Annotated in this window: 16 protein-coding genes and 1 pseudogene; 2 read left to right on the top strand and 15 right to left on the bottom strand. The window is 55.9% G+C overall.

All coding sequences use genetic code 11. The features are described 5' to 3' along the window. Positions 1-177 precede the first annotated feature (177 nt). A complete protein-coding gene (locus tag D3H35_RS24245) occupies positions 178-1458 on the top strand; it encodes an ArsB/NhaD family transporter (RefSeq protein WP_119151717.1) in 1281 nt (426 codons plus the stop codon). Between the two features lie 1035 nt (positions 1459-2493). Here D3H35_RS24245 and pflA read toward each other — a convergent pair. The 11 genes and pseudogenes from pflA to D3H35_RS24190 form a co-directional block, all read right to left on the bottom strand. Further along, positions 2494-3209, bottom strand: a pseudogene (pflA, locus tag D3H35_RS24240) (pyruvate formate-lyase-activating protein). Between the two features lie 47 nt (positions 3210-3256). Continuing rightward, positions 3257-5434, bottom strand: coding sequence for a formate C-acetyltransferase (gene pflB / locus D3H35_RS24235; RefSeq protein WP_325050146.1), 2178 nt, complete (start codon positions 5432-5434; stop codon positions 3257-3259). A 124-nt stretch (positions 5435-5558) separates the two neighbouring features. Further along, on the bottom strand, positions 5559-8168 hold the full coding sequence (gene adhE, locus D3H35_RS24230) for a bifunctional acetaldehyde-CoA/alcohol dehydrogenase (RefSeq protein ID WP_119151715.1): 2610 nt from the start codon (positions 8166-8168) through the stop codon (positions 5559-5561). Between the two features lie 25 nt (positions 8169-8193). Further along, entirely contained in the window at positions 8194-8619 is a 426-nt protein-coding gene (locus tag D3H35_RS24225; protein ID WP_119151714.1) for a universal stress protein, read from the bottom strand. 58 nt (positions 8620-8677) lie between these two features. Beyond that, positions 8678-9223, bottom strand: a complete 546-nt coding sequence (gene hpf, locus D3H35_RS24220; protein ID WP_119151713.1) for a ribosome hibernation-promoting factor, HPF/YfiA family — start codon at positions 9221-9223, stop codon at positions 8678-8680. A 188-nt stretch (positions 9224-9411) separates the two neighbouring features. After that, a complete protein-coding gene (locus tag D3H35_RS24215) occupies positions 9412-9600 on the bottom strand; it encodes a hypothetical protein (protein WP_119151940.1) in 189 nt (62 codons plus the stop codon). A gap of 146 nt (positions 9601-9746) precedes the next feature. Next, positions 9747-10085 carry a 30S ribosomal protein S18 gene (gene rpsR, locus D3H35_RS24210; protein WP_119151712.1) on the bottom strand — a complete coding sequence of 113 codons (339 nt, stop codon included), beginning with the start codon at positions 10083-10085 and terminating at the stop codon, positions 9747-9749. 21 nt (positions 10086-10106) lie between these two features. Continuing rightward, the gene (ssb, locus tag D3H35_RS24205; protein WP_119151711.1) at positions 10107-10613 is read right to left on the bottom strand and encodes a single-stranded DNA-binding protein; all 507 of its coding nucleotides are present in this window, start codon (positions 10611-10613) and stop codon (positions 10107-10109) included. A gap of 63 nt (positions 10614-10676) precedes the next feature. Continuing rightward, positions 10677-10967 (bottom strand): 30S ribosomal protein S6, encoded by a 291-nt coding sequence (rpsF, locus tag D3H35_RS24200; protein WP_119151710.1) that lies wholly within the window; start codon positions 10965-10967, stop codon positions 10677-10679. 240 nt (positions 10968-11207) lie between these two features. Then, a complete protein-coding gene (locus D3H35_RS24195) occupies positions 11208-11468 on the bottom strand; it encodes a metal-sensitive transcriptional regulator (protein WP_119151709.1) in 261 nt (86 codons plus the stop codon). Positions 11469-11488: 20 nt separating this feature from the next. After that, positions 11489-13960, bottom strand: a complete 2472-nt coding sequence (locus D3H35_RS24190) for a DsrE/DsrF/DrsH-like family protein (protein ID WP_119151708.1) — start codon at positions 13958-13960, stop codon at positions 11489-11491. A 142-nt stretch (positions 13961-14102) separates the two neighbouring features. On the opposite strand from D3H35_RS24190, the gene D3H35_RS24185 reads away from it, so the two are divergent. Further along, positions 14103-14285: a YjzC family protein gene (locus D3H35_RS24185; RefSeq protein WP_119151707.1), complete on the top strand. Its 183-nt coding sequence runs from the start codon at positions 14103-14105 to the stop codon at positions 14283-14285. Positions 14286-14621: 336 nt separating this feature from the next. Here the strand turns inward: D3H35_RS24185 and D3H35_RS24180 are convergent, their stop codons facing one another. The 4 genes from D3H35_RS24180 to D3H35_RS24165 form a co-directional block, all read right to left on the bottom strand. Continuing rightward, positions 14622-16241: a PucR family transcriptional regulator gene (locus D3H35_RS24180; RefSeq protein ID WP_119151706.1), complete on the bottom strand. Its 1620-nt coding sequence runs from the start codon at positions 16239-16241 to the stop codon at positions 14622-14624. Positions 16242-16275: 34 nt separating this feature from the next. Beyond that, positions 16276-16947, bottom strand: coding sequence for a cysteine hydrolase family protein (locus D3H35_RS24175; protein ID WP_119151939.1), 672 nt, complete (start codon positions 16945-16947; stop codon positions 16276-16278). Between the two features lie 21 nt (positions 16948-16968). Continuing rightward, complete coding sequence (locus D3H35_RS24170) at positions 16969-17406, bottom strand: cupin domain-containing protein (RefSeq protein ID WP_119151705.1); 438 nt, start codon at positions 17404-17406, stop codon at positions 16969-16971. A 110-nt stretch (positions 17407-17516) separates the two neighbouring features. After that, positions 17517-18689 carry a BMP family ABC transporter substrate-binding protein gene (locus D3H35_RS24165; protein WP_233568123.1) on the bottom strand — a complete coding sequence of 391 codons (1173 nt, stop codon included), beginning with the start codon at positions 18687-18689 and terminating at the stop codon, positions 17517-17519. Between the last annotated feature and the right edge of the window lie 6 nt (positions 18690-18695).

The following is an 18695-nucleotide window of genomic DNA, read 5'->3' as shown; positions in this document are numbered from 1 at the left end:
CGACGAATTTCGCCGGAGCGGCTTAAGCGGCATTTTCGCTCGTTTTTCGTTTACTTTTCCTTCATCTGTCTGTAGAATGGAATGCAAATGAATATTTTGCGCGTTACCGGAGGAGCCTGTCATCGACAGGCTTCTTTTTGTCTTTTTTAGCCTTTATCCCCTGTTCAGGAGGTCATTATGGATCATCAAGCTCAAATTGCCATCGGAATTTTTCTCGTCATCTATGCACTCATTATTTCGGAAAAGATTCATCGAACCATCGTCGCCATGATCGGCGGGCTGTTAGTGGTGGCCTTCGGCATTGTAGACCAGGAAACGGCCATTCACCACATCGATTTCAATACGCTTGGCTTGCTGATTGGCATGATGATCATCGTGTCCATTACGGCGGAGACGGGATTGTTCAAATTCGTTGCCGTATGGGCTGCCAAGAAGGCGAAAGGAAATCCGGTTCGAATCTTGGTCGCTTTGTCGCTGATCACGGCGTTCGGTTCCGCTTTTCTCGACAACGTCACGACCATTCTACTGATGGTACCGGTCACCTTCAGCATTACGCGCCAGCTGCAAGTATCGCCGATTCCGTTCCTGATCTCGCAGATCATCTCCTCCAATGTCGGCGGCACCGCGACGCTCATCGGCGATCCTCCGAACATCATGATCGGCAGTGCGGTCAAGGAGCTTACGTTTGCGGCGTTCATTAACAATTTGACACCTATCGTCATCCTTATCATGGCCAGCTACGTCCCGCTATTCGTTCTCATCTTCCGCAAAAAGATTCAGACGACGCCCGAGCTGACTCAGAGCATTATGAGCATGGACTCCAGCCGGCTCATTACCGATCGCAAACTATTAACGAAGAGCTTGTCCGTTCTCGGTCTAACTATCATCGGGTTTTTCCTGCACCAGTCGCTGCACCTCGAATCTGCCACCGTCGCTCTGGCCGGCGCGTTTCTGCTGCTATTGCTGACCGGAGAGCATGCGATGGAGAACGCGCTGACCAAGGTGGAATGGACGACAATCTTCTTCTTCGTCGGCTTGTTCGTTCTTGTATCCGGGTTGGTGGAGACGAAGGTCATCTCGGAATTGGCGGTCAAAGCCGTAGAATTGACGAACGGCGATCCTCTCGCGACGTCCATGCTCATTCTCTGGATGAGCGCGATCGCCTCCGCATTCCTGGACAACATTCCTTTCGTCGCGACGATGATCCCGCTCATTCAGGAGATGGGCAACATGGGGGTAACGAATCTGGAGCCGCTATGGTGGAGTCTCGCGCTGGGGGCTTGCCTTGGGGGCAACGGCACTCTGATCGGCGCCAGCGCGAACCTGATCGCAGCGGGGCTATCCGGCAAGGAAGGCCACCCGATTAAATTTGTAGCTTATATGAAAATCGGCTTCCCGCTTATGCTGCTGTCAGTCCTCATGGCTAGCGTGTACATTTACTTGCGGTACTTGATGTAGGGCGGCTCTCTGTGCTTCAGCTGCATAGCGCACAGGCGTTCGACTGCTTGTGGGTTTAGCTGCATCTCCTACAGGTATTCGATTGCTTGTGAGTTTAACTGCATATCCTACAGATATTCGGCTGCTTATGGAGTTCGTTCGTTTCTCAACTGCACAATGTGCAGGTATTTCAAACGATTTTGCCGTTCCTAGTTACTTCAAGTCCAAGTAGCTGTACGGAATGCAGGTAACTATCTTGGATCAGAGGAATCTCACGATATTAACGGTATCTTCTGCATGTAAATGTTTGTTTGAGCTGCATAGCGAAGCTATTCGGCTGCTTGTGGGTTTAGCTGTATATCCTACAGGTATTCGATTGCTTATGGAGTTCGTTCGTTTCTCAACTGCACAATGTGCAGGTATTTCGAACGATTTTACCGTTTCTAGTTATTTCAAGTCCAAGTAGCTGTACGGAATGCAGGTAACTATCTTGGATCAGAGGATTCTCACGATATTAACTGTACCTTTTACATGTAAATGTTTGTTTGGTGTGCCTGGTACGTCTGATGCGTCTGGTGCGTCTGGTGCGTCTGATGCATCTGGTGTATCTGGTGTGTCTGATGCGTTTGGTGTGCCTGGTACGTCTGATGCGTCTGATGCGTCTGGTGTATCTGGTATGTCTGATGCGTCTGGTGTGTCTGATGCGTCTGGTGTGTCTGGTACGTCTGGTACGTCTGATGCGTCTGGTGTGTTTGGTGCGCTTGGTGCGTCTAGTGCGTTTGGTGCGTCTGGTGCGCTTGGTGCGTCTGATGCGTCTGATACGTCTAGTGCGTTTGGTGCGTCTGGTGCGTTTGGTGTGTTTGTTGCATCGGACACGCCTAGTGCAACTAGTTCATCTGCTACGTCTAGTGCATCTGCCCTCGTGCATTTCAACTAACTTTCTTTCACGCTGTTCCACTAACACGTTGCCGTTTCTTCGTTCCTATGTACCTTTCCCGTCCCAGCTTCATCCGACTGTGAGACGGGAATCCGTACAGCGAATCAGAACAAATTCGACTAGCCGTCAATCAGTATGCGTCTCGCCCTCTGCACTTCTCCTTCGCTCGGCTCGACGATACCGTCGAGCGGATAGGCGAGACCGAGCTGCTGCCACTTGTACACGCCCATCCGGTGGTAGGGAAGGACTTCCACCTTGTCAACGCCTGCCAAACCATCAATAAAGCCGCGTAGCTCTCGCAGCTCCGCTTCGCCGTCGGTTACGCCGGGGACGATAACTCTGCGAATCCACATCCGAACGCCTCTGGCGGACAAATGATTGGCGAAGGCGAGAATCCGGTCGTTGGGCTGACTCGTCAGCGCAATATGAGCGGTCCGATCCATCATTTTTAGATCCAGCAGCACAAGGTCCGTCACCGCGAGCAAATCTTCCGCATGAGACGGCTCGCAGAAGCCGGAGGAATCCAGAGCGGTATGAAGTCCGAACCGGGCCTTGCATTCCCGGAACAGCTCCGCTAAGAAAGGAGCTTGCAGCGTCGGCTCGCCGCCGGTAACGGTAATGCCCCGCCCGAGCTGCGGTAATAGTCGACGTAAGGCTCGATCTCCGACAGCACCTGCTCCACGGTCATCTCCGTCCCGGCTTGAGCGTCCCAGGAATCGGGATTGTGGCAGTATGCGCATCTCAAAGCGCACCCTTGAAGAAAAAGGACGAACCGGATACCCGGTCCGTCCACCGTCCCGAACGTATCGAGCGAGTGAATTCTTCCTTTATGCACGGCATAACACCTTCTCTCTATGGCCTGGCTTCCGGCTCCCCCGCTGGCTATATGCTTCCGTGGAACGTCCGGTTAATGACGTCCATCTGCTGCTCGCGGGTCAGCTTGATAAAATGAACCGCGTAGCCGGACACCCGAATCGTCAGCTGCGGATATTGCTCCGGATGCTCCATCGCATCGAGAAGCTGCTCCCGGTTGAAGACGTTGATGTTCAGATGGTGGCCGCCCTTGACCGCGTAGCCGTCCAGCAACGATACGAGGTTGCGAACTCGCGTGTCTGCTTCTTTGCCAAGAGCTTTCGGCACGATCGAGAACGTGTTCGATATGCCGTCGAGGCAGCTCTCGTAAGGAAGCTTGGCGACGGAATTCAGCGACGCCAGCGCGCCCTTGCGATCCCGTCCGTGCATCGGGTTCGCCCCCGGCGCGAACGGTTCTCCCGCTTTGCGCCCGTCCGGCGTGCTGCCGGTTTTCTTCCCGTACACCACGTTGGACGTAATCGTCAGCACCGACATCGTCGGCACCGCTTCCCGATAAGTCCGATGCTTGCGCAGCTTGCTCATGAACGCTTCCGTCAGGCCGACGGCGATGTCGTCCACTCGGGCATCGTTGTTGCCGTATTGCGGATAATCGCCCTCGATCTCGAAATCGACGGCCAACCCCTTCTCGTTGCGGATCGGACGAACCTTGGCATACTTAATCGCGCTAAGCGAGTCGGCCACAACCGACAAGCCGGCGATGCCGCAAGCCATCGTGCGAACGATATTCGCATCGTGAAGAGCCATCTCGATGCGCTCGTAGCTGTACTTGTCGTGCATGTAATGAATGACGTTCAGCGTGTTCATATATAGACGCGCCAGCCATTCGAGCATCTCGTCGTACCGCTTCGTCACCGTATCGTAATCCAGCGTATCTCCGGCAAGCGGAGCGAGCGCCGGACCGACCTGAATGCCAAGCTTCTCGTCCACGCCGCCGTTAATCGCATATAGCAGCGCCTTCGCCGCATTCGCCCGCGCTCCGAAAAACTGCATCTGTTTGCCGATTCTCATCGCGGACACACAGCATGCGATTCCGTAGTCGTCGCCATAGACCGGCCTCATCAGATCATCGCTCTCGTATTGAATGGAGCTCGTATCGACGGACACCTTGGCGCAATATTCCTTGAACGGTTCGGGCAGCCGCGTCGACCATAGCACCGTCAAGTTCGGCTCGGGAGCAGGCCCAAGGTTGTACAAGGTGTGCAAAAACCGGAACGAGTTGCGCGTCACCCGCGTCTTGCCGTCGTTGCCCATGCCGCCGATCGACTCCGTCACCCAGGTCGGATCGCCGCTGAACAGCTCATTGTAATCGGGTGTCCGCAAAAATTTGACGATACGAAGCTTCATGACGAAATGATCGACAAGCTCCTGCGCCTGCGCTTCCGTCAAGCGTCCCTCCCGCAAATCCCGTTCCGTATAAATATCCAGGAAGCTCGATACCCGCCCCAGACTCATGGCGGCGCCATTTTGCTCCTTAATCGCTGCGAGATACCCAAAATACAACCATTGGATCGCCTCTGAAGCCGTTGCGGCAGGCTTCCCGATATCATAACCGTAAGAGGCCGCCATTCGCTTCAGCTCGCCAAGCGCACGGACTTGCTCGGATAGCTCTTCTCTCGCCCGAATGACCTCTTCCGTCATCGCGTCGGTTTCCAGCTGAAGCAAATCCTCTTTCTTCGCTTCGACCAGCCGATCGATGCCGTACAGCGCAACCCGGCGATAATCGCCGATAATGCGGCCGCGCCCGTAAGCGTCGGGCAGCCCGGTAATGATGCCCGCCTTGCGCGCAAGCTTCATCTCTGTCGTGTAGGCATCGAACACGCCTTGGTTGTGCGTCTTGCGAATGTCGGTGAACAGGCTTACGAGCTCGTCTTTGATCTTATACCCGTAAGCCTCGCAAGCGTCCACCACCATGCGGATGCCGCCGAACGGCTGAACCGAGCGCTTAAGCGGAGCGTCCGTCTGCAAGCCGACGACCTTCTCAAGCGCGGGATCGATATATCCCGGTCCATGGGACGTAATCGTAGATACTGTCTCCGTGTCGACGTCAAGCACGCCGCCGTTGTCCCGTTCCCGCTTCATAAGCTCCAGAACGGCTTCCCACAGACGCTGCGTTCCTTCGGTCGGAGAAGCGAGGAACGACTCGTCGCCCTCATACGGCGTCAGGTTAAGCCCCAAAAAGTCGTTCACATCGATATGCCGCTGCCAACGTCCGGCTCGAAAGCCTCTCCAGGCTTCCGAACCTCCCCCTCCAACGCCGCTCTCAGTCCCTTTTCCGTTGTCGCCATTTTCCGTTCCTCCCTACTGAATTCCGTTACTCGAATTTGCCGTAGAAAGCGTTGCGATAGACATCAGCCAGCTCGGTCACGAGCGGCATTCTCGGATTGGCAGTCGTGCATTGATCCTCGAAGGCGCGGTCGGCGAGGTAGTCAACCCGGCTCTCGAAATCGTTAGCTTCGAAGCCGATTGCCTGGAACGATTCCGGTATGCCGAGCGAACGGTTCAGCTTGCGGATCGCTTCGATCAAGCTGTTCACGCCCTCTTCCGTCGTGCGGGCCGGCAGCCCGAGCAAGCGGGCGATGTCTGCATAGCGCTGGTCGGCAACAAAATGATCGTATTTCGGGAACGAAGCGAACTTCGTCGGCTTCTGCGCGTTGTAGCGAATGACGTGCGGCATTAGAATCGCGTTCGTACGTCCGTGAGCCGTATGATATTGGCCTCCCCACTTATGCGCCAAGCTGTGGTTGATGCCGAGGAACGCATTGGCGAACGCCATGCCTGCGATCGTCGACGCATTGTGCATTTTCTCCCGCGCTTTCGGGTCGGCCTTATGGTAAGAAGCTTCCAAATTCTCGAATACGAGCTTGATCGCCTGAAGAGCGAGTCCGTTCGTGTAATCATTCGCCATAACCGATACATAAGCTTCTATAGCGTGAGTCAGCACGTCCATACCGGTGTCCGCGACTGCCGTCTTAGGCAAGCTGTACACGTAGTCCGGGTCAATGATTGCAACGTCAGGAGTGAGCTCGTAATCGGCCAGCGGATACTTCGTGTTGCCTTTGTTCTTGTCGGTAATGACGGCGAACGACGTTACCTCAGAGCCGGTTCCCGACGTCGTCGGAATCGCAACGAACTTCGCTTTGCGTCCGAGGCGCGGGTATTTGTATATCCGTTTGCGAATGTCCAGAAACTTCATTTTCAACGAATCGAAGCTCGTATCCGGATACTCGTAGAACAGCCACATCGCCTTGGCCGCATCCATCGGGGAGCCGCCGCCGAGAGCGATGATGCAGTCCGGCTTGAACTGCGCCATGACGCGCGTGCCGCGTTCGACCGTATCGACCGAAGGATCGGGCTCAACGTCGGAGAAGATTTCGATAGCGACCGGCGTTCTCCGCTTGCGAAGGTAATACTCAACCTTTTCGGCATAGCCCAGCTGCACCATGGAGCCGTCGGTCACGATCATCACCCGGGTAATATCGGGCATTTTCTCCAGGTACTGCGTGGAGCCCTTCTCGAAATAGATTTTGGGCGGTACCTTGAACCATTGCATGTTGGTCGTGCGGTAAGCGACGCGTTTCACGTTGATCAGGTTGACCGCCGTGACGTTGGACGTCGTCGAGTTGTGACCGTAAGAGCCGCAGCCCAGCGTAAGCGATGGAAGGTTCGTATTGTAAATATCGCCGATCGCTCCATGCGTCGAAGGCGCGTTCACGATAATGCGTCCGGTCTGCAAGCGGGCGGAAAAGGCTGCGATCACCGCTTGGTCGTTCGAATGGATGACCGACGAGTGACCCATGCCGCCGTAGGCGACGACTTGCGCGGCTCGCTCGATGCCTTGCTCAGCTGTTTTGACCTTATAGCAAGCGAGCACCGGGCTCAGCTTCTCCGCGGACAGCGGGTACTTCTCGCCGACGCCCGTCAGCTCCGCAACAAGAGCCTTCGTGCCTGCCGGTACGGTCAGACCCGCCATTTCCGCGATTTTCACGGCCGGCTGGCCGACGATGACGGCGTTGACGGCGCATTTTTCGGGATTGATGACGAGCTTCGATACGGCTTCCGTCTCTTCCTTGTTCAGGAAATAACAGCCGTTGTCGATCATCAGCTTTTTCGCCTTGTCGTAGATCGGCTCATCGAGGATGACCGCCTGCTCCGAAGCGCAGATCATGCCGTTGTCGAACGTCTTGGACAAAATCAGGTCGGTCACCGCTTGCTCCAGATCCGCCGTCCGCTCGATGAAGCAAGGAACGTTGCCCGGTCCGACGCCGAGCGCCGGCTTGCCTGTGCTGTATGCGGCCTTTACCATGGCGGAGCCGCCTGTAGCGAGGACAAGAGCGACGTCGGGATGGTTCATGAGCAGCCCGGTCGCTTCCACCGACGGATGCTCGATCCATTGGATGCAATGCTCGGGAGCCCCCGCTGCAACAGCGGCGTCAAGCAGCGTCTTCGCCGCTTCCGCGCTGGACTGTTGCGCCGACGGATGGAAGGCGAAGATGATCGGATTCCGCGTCTTGGCTGCGATGAGCGCCTTGAACATCGTCGTCGACGTCGGGTTCGTCACCGGCGTAATGCCCGCTATAACGCCGACCGGCTCGGCAACCTTCCGATAGCTCTCGTAAGGATTGTCTTCGATGACACCGACGGTTTTCTCGTTCTTGATGCTGTGATAGATATATTCCGTAGCGAACAGGTTCTTCGTAATCTTGTCCTCGTACACTCCCCGGCCGGTTTCCTCTACCGCCATTTTCGCCAGCAGCATATGCTTATCCAGTCCGGCCAGCGCCATCTGCTGCACGATCTTGTCTACCTGCTCCTGATCGAGCTCCATATAAGCTTCGAACGCCCTTCTGGCGCGTTCCGCCAAGCGATGAACCTCCGTCTGCGACGAAACCTCTTTTGCGCCAACGTTTTCTTTTACGGCCATATTGAATTCCTCCCCTAATAACGATCTATTCTTTTACGACAAGCACCGAAGCTTTGGCATGCTGAACGACTCTGTGACTGACGCTCCCAAGCACCATCTCGCGAATCGCTCCCAGTCCCCTGCTGCCCATAACGATCAGGTCGATCCCGTTCGCTTCCGCGTATTCCACGATCTCTTTGTCCGGAACGCCTTCGAGCAGCACTGCTTTGGAGTTCGGCAGCCGATCCAGCAGCTTCTCCGCCTCCGCTACGTTTTGCCGAGCCCGCTCCCGCATTTGAACCAAAAAATCGTTCGGCAAAGCGTAGCCTTGACCGATTACGAACACGGGCAGCTGGTACACATGCGCGGCGACGATGGAAGCTCCTTGCTCCGTAGCAAGCGAAATGGCTTTATCAAGCGCCTTGCGGGATAACTCTGAACCGTCATAAGCAACGAGAATGCGATTGAACATGAAAATGACCTCCCTTGTATAGGCGCGACTCTTGAAAAATTTCGTTTAATAGTTGCGGTTAAGTTGTTGTGATGAGCCCGTATCCCCCGTCTTTGCGGCGATACACGACCTCCACCCGATTCGTCTCGTCATTCGTGTACAGGCGGAAGGAATGATCGAGGATGTTCATTTGCAGCAGAGCTTCCTGAACGCTCTCCGGCTTGGCTTCCACATGCTTGACGCGGATAACCGGGAACGGCTCTCCATCGGGAGCATCCTCCCACCCTTCCGGCGGCTGCGGCGCGCTGATCGCATGCTCTGCGGGCCGGCGATGAAGATCCTTTCTCCTCTGGCGGAACTTCAGGACGGCCCGCTCCAGCTTGGAGACGGATCCGTCTACGGAAGCGTACATATCCTCCGTTACTTCCTCCGCCCGAAAAGTGGCCTCGTGTCCATGAAGCGTAATTTCCGCTTTATGAAGACCCTTGTGACCGACGACCGTCATCTGGACGTGCGCCTCCGCCCCTTCCAGCCGGTAAGATTCCAGCCGGGCCATTCTTTGCTCCGTGTAATAGCGAAGAGCCTCCGTCGGCTGCAAATTCGTGCCGTGAACTATCGTTTTCATTCCGCTCACGCTCCCAACTAGTCAATGAGATTAGAGATCGGTTAGTTCGTAGTCGTGCAGGAGACTCCATGAACTCTCGTCTTCCGCGCACCTTCAGTATCCAACTTTTGTATGGCTTTGGATGTGATCTTTGTCACAAGATCTAAGTCGATCTCGTGACACTGCCGGAGCCGATCGAGCCCCGCCGACTATATCTCCTCGCACTCTCTTAACAGGCGTCTTGTGAGCGCGGGGCCTTCTTCTTCCTCGTCCTCGATAGCCGCTCTCTCCGCCCAGCATGCCCGGCAATCCTCCTCCGTCGTGCATTCGTCGGCGTGCGGACAAGGATAGCAAAACCTCAATAAATTTTCGGTAATCCGCGTCTCCATCGTTTTCATGGCGATCATCACTCCCGTCTTTTGTTGATTTCAGCGTAACATGTTCTGTCGGCGGTGTTTGTGATAAAAATCACAATGTGAACAAAAATAAAAAAATCCCCCTAGCCGACAGTTTCCTGTAAGCTAGGAGGATTTTTATTCGCCGACTACTCGGTCGTGTAAGGAAGCAAAGCCATTTGGCGGGAGCGTTTGACCGCTACCGTCAGCATGCGCTGATACTTCGCTTTCGTTCCCGTTACGCGGCGTGGCAAGATTTTGCCGCGCTCGCTGATGAACTTGCGAAGAAGGTCCAGGTCTTTGTAATCGACGTGCTTGATTTTATTAACCGTGAAATAGCACACTTTGCGGCGCTTGTTGCGTCCGCGACGGAATTTGCGGGGCTCGCGTTGCTCGCGATCGCCGCCGCCTCCCGGACCACGATTTTCGCGTGGCGTATAAGTGCGCTCTTCACGGGCTGCTGGAGCTGCTGCTTGTTGTTCGCTCATGAGTTCAGTCGTCCTTTCCAGTTAAAATGGCAAATCATCGTCCGAAATATCTATCGGTTTGCCGTCATCGGCGAAGGGATCTTGATTGTTGTTCCCGCTATTCCGAGGTCCGCTGCTGCGGCTGCTTCCTCCGTATCCGCCTCCGCCCGAGTTCCCGCTATTGCCGGCGAACTCGTCTCTTCCTTGCGAAGCCCCGCCCTCGCGGTTCGGCGACTCCAGGAAGCGCACATTGTCGGCTACCACTTCCGTCACGTAAACGCGACGGCCTTCGTTGTTCTCGTAGTTCCGCACTTGCATGCGGCCTTCCACGGCGGCCAAGCGGCCTTTGCGAAGGTAGTTGGCGCACGTCTCGGCCAGTTGACGCCATACGACGATAGGGATGAAATCCGCTTCCCTCTCGGACGATTGCTCGCGCGAGAATGGGCGATCCACCGCCAGCGTAAATTGGGCGACAGCTACTCCGGCCGGCGTGTAGCGAAGCTCAGGATCTTTGGTTAAGCGTCCGATCAGAATGACCCGGTTCAACATGGAACATTTCCCTCCCCGTTCATGACGGATGCGGCGGTAACCCGCCGGGCTTCCGTACTGTTCTTACGCGCTGACGACGTCGCGAACGACCATATGACGGATAACTTCATCCGTAATCTTCAATACGCGTTCAAGTTCCGTCACGATTGCGGACGTTCCCTTGAAATGAACCAGTACATAAGTCCCTTCGCGGTGTTTGTTGATTTCGTAAGCAAGCCGCTTTTTGCCAAGCAGATCATGCTTTACGATCTCTCCGCCGTTCGCGATGATGCCCTGGAATTTTTCCACGACAGCTTGAACGGATTCGGATTCCACGTCTGGACGGATAATGTACATCAACTCGTAGTTGCGCATCTTCCGTATACCTCCTTTTGGTCTTTGGCCCTCCCCTTCTGATACCGCATGGACAGGCCATTCGGCGGGAGAGCAAGGATATGCGTCTAATCGCATACTTAAATAATTTAACACAGTCAGACGGTCCCGGTCAATGACAACATCTTTGGCAGCACTTTGCCTATCCTCGCCGTCGCTGCCCGATAAAATCAATGCTTTGCCGATAGTTCCTCTGTCCGATCAACCGATTCCAACCATGCATCAACGGCTTTTGACCAGCAGCTCCACCGCTTCTTGGATAACCTTATCCGGGGAGTTCCCGTTCTTCAGCTCGTCTTGGATGCAATGCTCCAGGTTCGAACCGATGACCAGGCCGATCGACCGGTCGACAGCCGTCCGGATCGCCGTCAGCTGCGTAACGATGTCTCGGCAGTCCTTGCCTTCCTCCATCATGCCGAGAACGCCGCGAATCTGCCCTTCTATCCTCTTAAGCCTGTTCTGGATCTGGCTGTTATACTCCATTTTCCCATCGCCCCTTTTCGTCAGATAAACAAGTTCACCCCGGCATCTTCCGCATCGCCGAGAAAAGTCGCCACCCCGCCGTACTCAATGCCGTCCATCAGCTCTTCCCGTTTGATCCCCATAATGTCCATGCTCATCGTACAAGCGACCAGCTTCACGCCCGCACGGATCGCCCCGTCCATTAATTGCTCAAGAGAATCGACGTTCTTCTTCTTCATGACGTGACGGATCATGCGGGGCCCCATTCCGGCCATATTCATCTTGGACATCGGCAAGCTCTTGCTGCTGTTCGGCATCATGAAGCCGAGCATCCTCTCCAGACCGGATTTGCGCACGGACGGCGCGTCCGGCTTGCGCAGAACGTTCAATCCCCAGAAGGTAAAAAACATCGTCACGCTCTTCCCCATCGCAGCCGCGCCGGAGGCTATAATGAACGAAGCGATCGCCTTGTCCAAATCTCCGCTGAAGACGACCATGGTCGTCCCGTCGCGGGTTTCCGACTGCCGTCCCGTCGTCATCCGTCGTTCTGCCGCTTTCGCTTTTCGAATCGTCGCATGGACGACTCCGGAGGACGTATCCAGCGATTCCAGCGAATGCCCCGATTTTTCCGCCCACTTCTTAATGTCGCTGGAAAAGCCGAAGTCGGTTGCCTTCACCTCAAGCAAATCCCCTTCGCCGAGCTCCGCCATCGCCTCGTATACTTTCATGATCGGACCCGGGCATTGCATGCCGCAAGCATCCACGAGAACCGACTTCGTCGGCCGTTGCGTCTCCGGCTGCACCTGCACTGGCGCCGATTCCCTCTTGGAATCATTCGACGGAAACGAGGCCGATTCCTCGTCCTTCCACATCGCCGCCGAATACGTTTTGTAGCCTCCGTCGACGTTCCGTACGCGGAACCCGTGCTGCGCAAGCATCCGGGCGGCGATGTATCCGCGAAGTCCTACCTGACAGGATACGACGAGCTCCTTGTCTTTGGGCAGCTCGCCTAATCGTTCCCGCAAATCGTTGACCGGGATATTGACGGAGCCGGGAATGTAACCGAAATCCCTTTCTACCGCGTCCCTCACGTCGATCAACAGACCGCCTTCGGCGACGAAACCGTCGACCTCGTGCCATTGCATCGTCCGAACGAGCCCCTCCATAACATTGGAAGCGACATAACCGGCCATGTTCACCGGATCCTTGGCCGACGAATATGGAGGCGCATAGGACAGCTCCAGATCAGCCAAGTCCTGGGCGCGCAACCCCGCCCTTATAGCCGTCGCGATTACATCGAGCCGCTTGTCCACACCCTCCGACCCGACAGCTTGAGCTCCGAGGATAGCGCCGGTCGACGGGTCAAAAAGAAGCTTGAGCGCTATCGAAGCGGCTCCCGGATAATAACCGGCGTGGGAATTCGGATGAATATGAATCGTCTCGAACGGGATGCCGAGCTTACGCAACGTCTTCTCATTGCTGCCGGTCACCGCCGCCGTCAAATCGAATACTTTGACGATAGCCGTGCCGTAAGCGCCGCGATAGACCGCTTCTCTGCCGTTCATATGATCGGCCGCCAATCGCCCTTGCCGGTTGGCTCCCCATGCCAGAGGAACGACCGTGTCAAAGCCGTTTATCCGATCCTTTACCTCAATAGCATCGCCTACCGCATAAATCGCAGGATCGCTCGTCTGCAAATGCTCGTTCACCTTAATGGCTCCGCGAACGCCGAGCTCCAGTCCCGCTTCCTTCGCAAGAATATTTTCCGGCTCAACGCCGATCGCCATAATGATCATATCCGTATCCATTATCTTTCCGGAATCGAGCCGAATTCGAGTTCCTGCGCGCTCGACAGCGGCAATTGCGGTATTAAGAACGACTTTTACGCCTTTCTGCGCCACATGCCGCTCGACTGCTTTGGCCATTTCGAAGTCAAGCGGGCCAAGCACCTGAGCGTTCCTCTCCAGCAAGGCAACGTCCATTCCTCGTTCCCTTAAGCTTTCCGCCATCTCGATTCCGATAAAGCCGCCGCCGACGATTGTGGCATGGCCTGGTTTTCGCTCGTCCACATACCGCTTAATGCGATCGGTATCCGGTATGTTGCGAAGAGTGAAAACGTTGTTCGCCTCCCGCAAGCCTTCAATATCAGGCATAATCGGTCTCGCTCCCGGCGACAGCAGCAGCAAGTCGTAAGGCTGGGCGGCTTCCATTCCCGTCTCCGCGCTGCGGACGTGAACTTGCTTCCGCTCGCGGTCGATTCGAATGACCTCCGTTCTTGTGCGCACATCGATCTCGAACCGATTCTTCATAGCGGCGGGAGATTGGATAAGCAGCTTCTCCCGCGACGTAATCGTCTCCCCGATATAATAAGGCAGCCCGCAATTTGCGAAGGAAATATGCTCGCCTCTCTCGTACATAATGATCCTGTCATTCTCGTTCAAACGACGCAAGCGCGCCGCTGCCGAGGCTCCTCCCGCTACTCCGCCCACGATCACGATTGTTCTGCTTGTCATGAAATCATTCCCCCTAGGATGTCTTACTTTCTTTATACCTATGGGGTATTGTATACCTTAGGGGTATATAGTCAACATGATCTTTCGCTGACGGAATAGGCCCATGTCATTTCCGTAACACTATAGGTCGGAGGTGATCAGAATGGGCGAACAGTCCGAATTCAATCCCGGCGACCGCGTACCTAACGACGGCGAATATGCCGAAATAGGCGAAGCCGCCTTTCACACGAACGTTAATAACCCGAAGCACGTGCGGCTTCGGGCGGGCGAGCGGTTCCCGGAAACATCGAATCATAATCGGAAATGGAAAAGATTCAAAACCTGATTCAAAATCGGGAAGTATAAGACGGACCGATATGGGCATTCTAATTATCGGCGACGGAACGAGAGGTGTGGTTCCATTGAACAAGTTGGAGCAACAACGGAGTATAGTTTTCCACACGTAGTAGGAAACTGGAGGGGTTGTGCCAAAGACACTTGTCTGTAACACACGCACGAAAGTGCTCCACAAACCGAAGCGCTGAGTTGCATCAGCAACGTTGGTAACGTCTCACGAACTCAACAATCGTCGCCCGGAGGACCCTGCGAAGGGTTCTTCGTCATTTTCGCTATTTTCGCCATTTCGCCCATGATTCTAAAATTCTAACGTCCTGTGCAGCGGCTACTGAATATCGTTCGATCGAATCGCGAGCTGAAGCAAAAGCTTCGTCTCCGGATCGTCCAGCCGAAGGCCAAGCTCGTTCTTGATCCGATCCAATCGGTAATTGATCGTATTGTAGTGAAGAAACATCTGCTCCGCCGTCTCCTTCGCGTTGCAGTTGCACTCGAAGTACGTCCGCAGCGTGTTTAATAGCGCTCCTTGCTGCTTGCGGTCCAACTCAAGCAGAGGGTGCAGGTAAAGCCTCTTAAATTCCTCCAATTCCTCGGTTCCTTGCAGCCGGTACAGCAGCATGTAGATGCCCAGCTCGCCGTAGCGTACCGTCTCCTCCTTCAACTGGCAGACGCGCCTAATATCCGTGGTTCGCTTCGCGTCCCGGTAGCTTCCGGCCACTTCGCCTTGACTTTTCGCTTCTCTGCCCAAGCATAGCGATGCCCGCTTCTCCTGAAGCATCGGCCTCATGAAATTCCAAACGCTGCCCGTCAGCTGACGACGCGCTTCGTCGCCGCTATCCTCACCCCGCAGGGTAAACAACGCGACGAGCTCGCCTTCCAGAACGGTCCACTTCACTTCGCACCGGCGAGTGACGCTCTCCCAATTGAGCCGCTTCGCCAGCTCCTGAAGCGCTTTGACGTCCGGCTTTCGCTCCCGGAATGATACGATGCCCGCCATGTAGGACGCATCGTCGGCAAGAGGCCACCCGCAAGCCTCGGCCCGCAGCCGCAAATCGACGACCGACACGATTCGTCCGGCCAGCCAATCCTGAAGAAACTGATCGAAATATTTGACCTCGATGTTTTTTCTGGCCTGCATGTTGCTTATTTCAAACCCGAGCAGCCGTCCCGCCCAATTGACGGTGAGCGAATCGACGGTGCCATAATCGGTCGTGTCTTCCAGAATCAGCAGCAGGTAAGAGCGAAACTGCCCGTCCGGAACCGCCGCCACGTGGACGCGGACACTACGCTCGCCGATCTGCAGTACGTTCGTCTCAAGCATCTGATCGGTGCGGAACTTGTTCCATTCCGACTCTTCGACGAGCCGGCATAGCGGCTCCGCATCGGGAGAGGCTGTTCGCTGGTTGTGCGGATCGAGCAGGATGACCGGATTGCGAATCATCGCCTGCAAATGGGTAAGAAAAGCGGGCAGCCCGTCTCCGTGCAACAGCACGTGAGACAGGCCTTGTACCCGCCCTTGCAGGATCGATAAGTCTTTCGATTCCGAGATGAGCACCCGCTCCATCACTTCGCGGACGACATCGGAGAACGTCGTTCCCGGCGGCAGCTCGATGAGAGGCATCCCGTGACGGTTGGCCGCCTCGATAGCCGCCTCCGGTATTTGGTCGAAAAACCGTTTGGTTTTCACGCCGAGAGCGGCGACGCCTTTTTGCGCCAATTGCTCGATGAGCGGCACCAGCAAACCGGGATCGTGCTTGAACGGATACCCCGTCGTCATCAGCAGCTCGCCGGGCCGAACCCAATCGATGACGTCGGGCACCTCCATCACGTTAATTCGGCTAATGAGGCTATCCAAGCCCGCGCTGCCGCCGAGCAGAACGGCGTCCTTGAAGTGGGGAACATCGAACAAGGCTTTAACCGAAAACCCTTCTCTTATCGCGTCGTCCATAGCTGCTCTTCCTTTCCTGCAACGGCCATTGCCGCTATCGCTCCAAAGCTTCCATAAGCGGCTGTGCAAAGGACGTCCACCCGAAAATGCCGCCCTGCTGCCGCACCATATGAAGAGCCGCTTGCTGGTCCGCCGGATCGAACGCCGCCGTCGCGTCTTCGAGCACGAGACACCGGTATCCGCGATCGTTCGCCTCGCGCAGCGTCGTATGCACGCACACATGAGTCGTAACTCCGCATAGCAGAAGCGATTGAATATCGTTCCGCTCCAGCAGCGGCTCCAGATTCGTCTTGTAGAACGCGCCTTTGCCCGGCTTGTCGATGACGAGCTCTCCCTCCAGCGGGGCAAGCTCGGGAACGATCGCATGTCCCGGCTCGCCGCGAACGAGAATGCGCCCCATCGGACCTTCGTCGCCGATGCCCGCTCCTTGCCTCCGGCTTCGTTCCAGCTTGGCGAGCGGACAGTCGGACAAGTCCGGCAGATGGCCTTCCCGCGTATGAACGATCAGCAATCCGGCCTCTCGCGCCGACTGAAGCAGCTTCCGAATGACCGGTATGATTGCTCGCGCTGGCGCAATGTCGTTGCCGAGCTTTTCGCCGAAGCCGCCGGGCGAGCAAAAGTCGTTCTGCATATCGATAACGACGAGCGCCGTCCGGTTCGGATCGAATGCAAACTCGTAAGGCAGAGCGTCCTTCACTTCGTTCATCGCCAACGCGCCCCCCTCCTTCTATTGCCCTTGAAGCGGCCGTTCGGTCGGAATCGCCACCTGCGTCGTTTCGAAGAACCGATTCGGCGGCACTTGCTCTTCCACCGGTAGGAAGATGCTGATCTGCTCCGTCGGAGCCGTATCGTCGTTGACGACCGAATGAACGACTCCCGCCGGCACATGGAACGTATCCCCGGCTTGGTAGGACTTCCATTCGCCGTTGCAGAGCAGACGAACTTTGCCAACCGTAATATGAATGATTTCCGCCACGTTATGGTAGTGCGGAAGAACGGCGCCGCCGACGCCGATCTTCTCCCACAGTACCGAGCTTGCCCTGACGCCCATAGCGTCGGCCTCGGCCGCCGACACGATTTCGCGATGATAGAGGGCGACATGGTCCGGCATGAGCGACCATTCCATTGCTTCCGCTGTTTTCACTGTTGTTTGCGAAACGGTCATGATTCGGTTACCCTCCCTGTCTTTTTTCGCACCGGCTTGGCATAGCCTTCCGAAGCTCCGTCCTTCACGGCAATCGATACCGTCCGTTCACTAGATGCTGCGCTTCATTCTCACTTAGGAATGCTGCCGATCACGCCCTCGACAAAGTAGTCCGAGCCTTCAAGCTGCTCCACGGTCGGCGTCTCGCCTTCTTTAATGCGGACGGCTCCCGACTGATCCTTCACAGGGCCGACGAACGGCTTCAGCGTTCCTTTCAATAGCTCGTCTTTCTTGCCTTCGACGAATTGCACGACATCGGCGGGGACGTTCGCTCCGAACGAGCCGAGCTGCACGACGTTGTCGGCAAGGGTTCCTCGGTATTTGCCATCGTATTTGCTGCCCTTGAATTTGCCTTCTTGAGCGGTTTTGACCATGTCGACGAACAAGTCGGACCAGTTCCACGCCGAGCCGGTGATCCAGCCTTTCGGAGCGAGGGACGATGCGTCGGCATGGTAGCCTACCGTCATGACTCCTCTGCGTTCCGCCGTTTCAATAACGGTCTTCATGCAATCCTGATGCAAGCTGAGAACGTCAACGCCGCTGTCGATGAGCGAGTTCGTCGCATTCGCTTGCTGGCCCGGATCGCACCAGCTTCCCGTGAATACGACGGACGTCTTCGCATCCGGATTGACCGATTGAGCGCCGAGGGTAAAAGCGTTAACGTTGAGCAGCACTTGCGGAATCGGAACGGATACGATGTAGCCGAGCTTGCCGGTTTTGGACATTTTGCCTGCCGCGATTCCGGCGAGGTATACCGGCTCCCAGATGGTGCCGAAGTACGTTCCGAGGTTGCTTGACGTTTTCAATCCGCCTTGGTGGAAGAACACGACGTCGGGATGACGCTTCGCCACGTTAAGCGCGGGCTCCAAGTGACCGTAAGAGGTCGGGAAAATGATTTTCGCGCCGTCCTTGATCATTTGCTCCATGACGCGTTCCGCTTCGGCCGTCTCCGGCACGTTCTCCGCGCGAAGCACCTTCAAATCCGGGTAAGCCTTCTCCACCGCCACGCTTCCCAGGTAAGCGGCTTGGTTGTAACCGTAATCGTCCTTTGTACCGACGAAGATAAAGCCGACCGCGCTTCCTCCGGTACCCATCGCGCTTTGCTCCGCGCTTGCCGACGGCGAGGCCATGCCGCTTGCGTCTTTCGAATCGTTGCCGGGCTGGCTGCAGCCGGTGATGAGCAGAACGAGCGCCAAAAATCCGAATACAAGACTGCTTGTCGTTCTCTTGATTCTTTTTTTCATGATGGT

Origin of the sequence: Cohnella faecalis (assembly GCF_003570905.1) — a bacterium.
Classification (GTDB): Bacteria; Bacillota; Bacilli; order Paenibacillales; family Paenibacillaceae; genus Cohnella; species Cohnella faecalis.
Note: the sequence above shows the minus strand (reverse complement) of the source record. Positions and strands in the feature narration are given on the sequence as shown.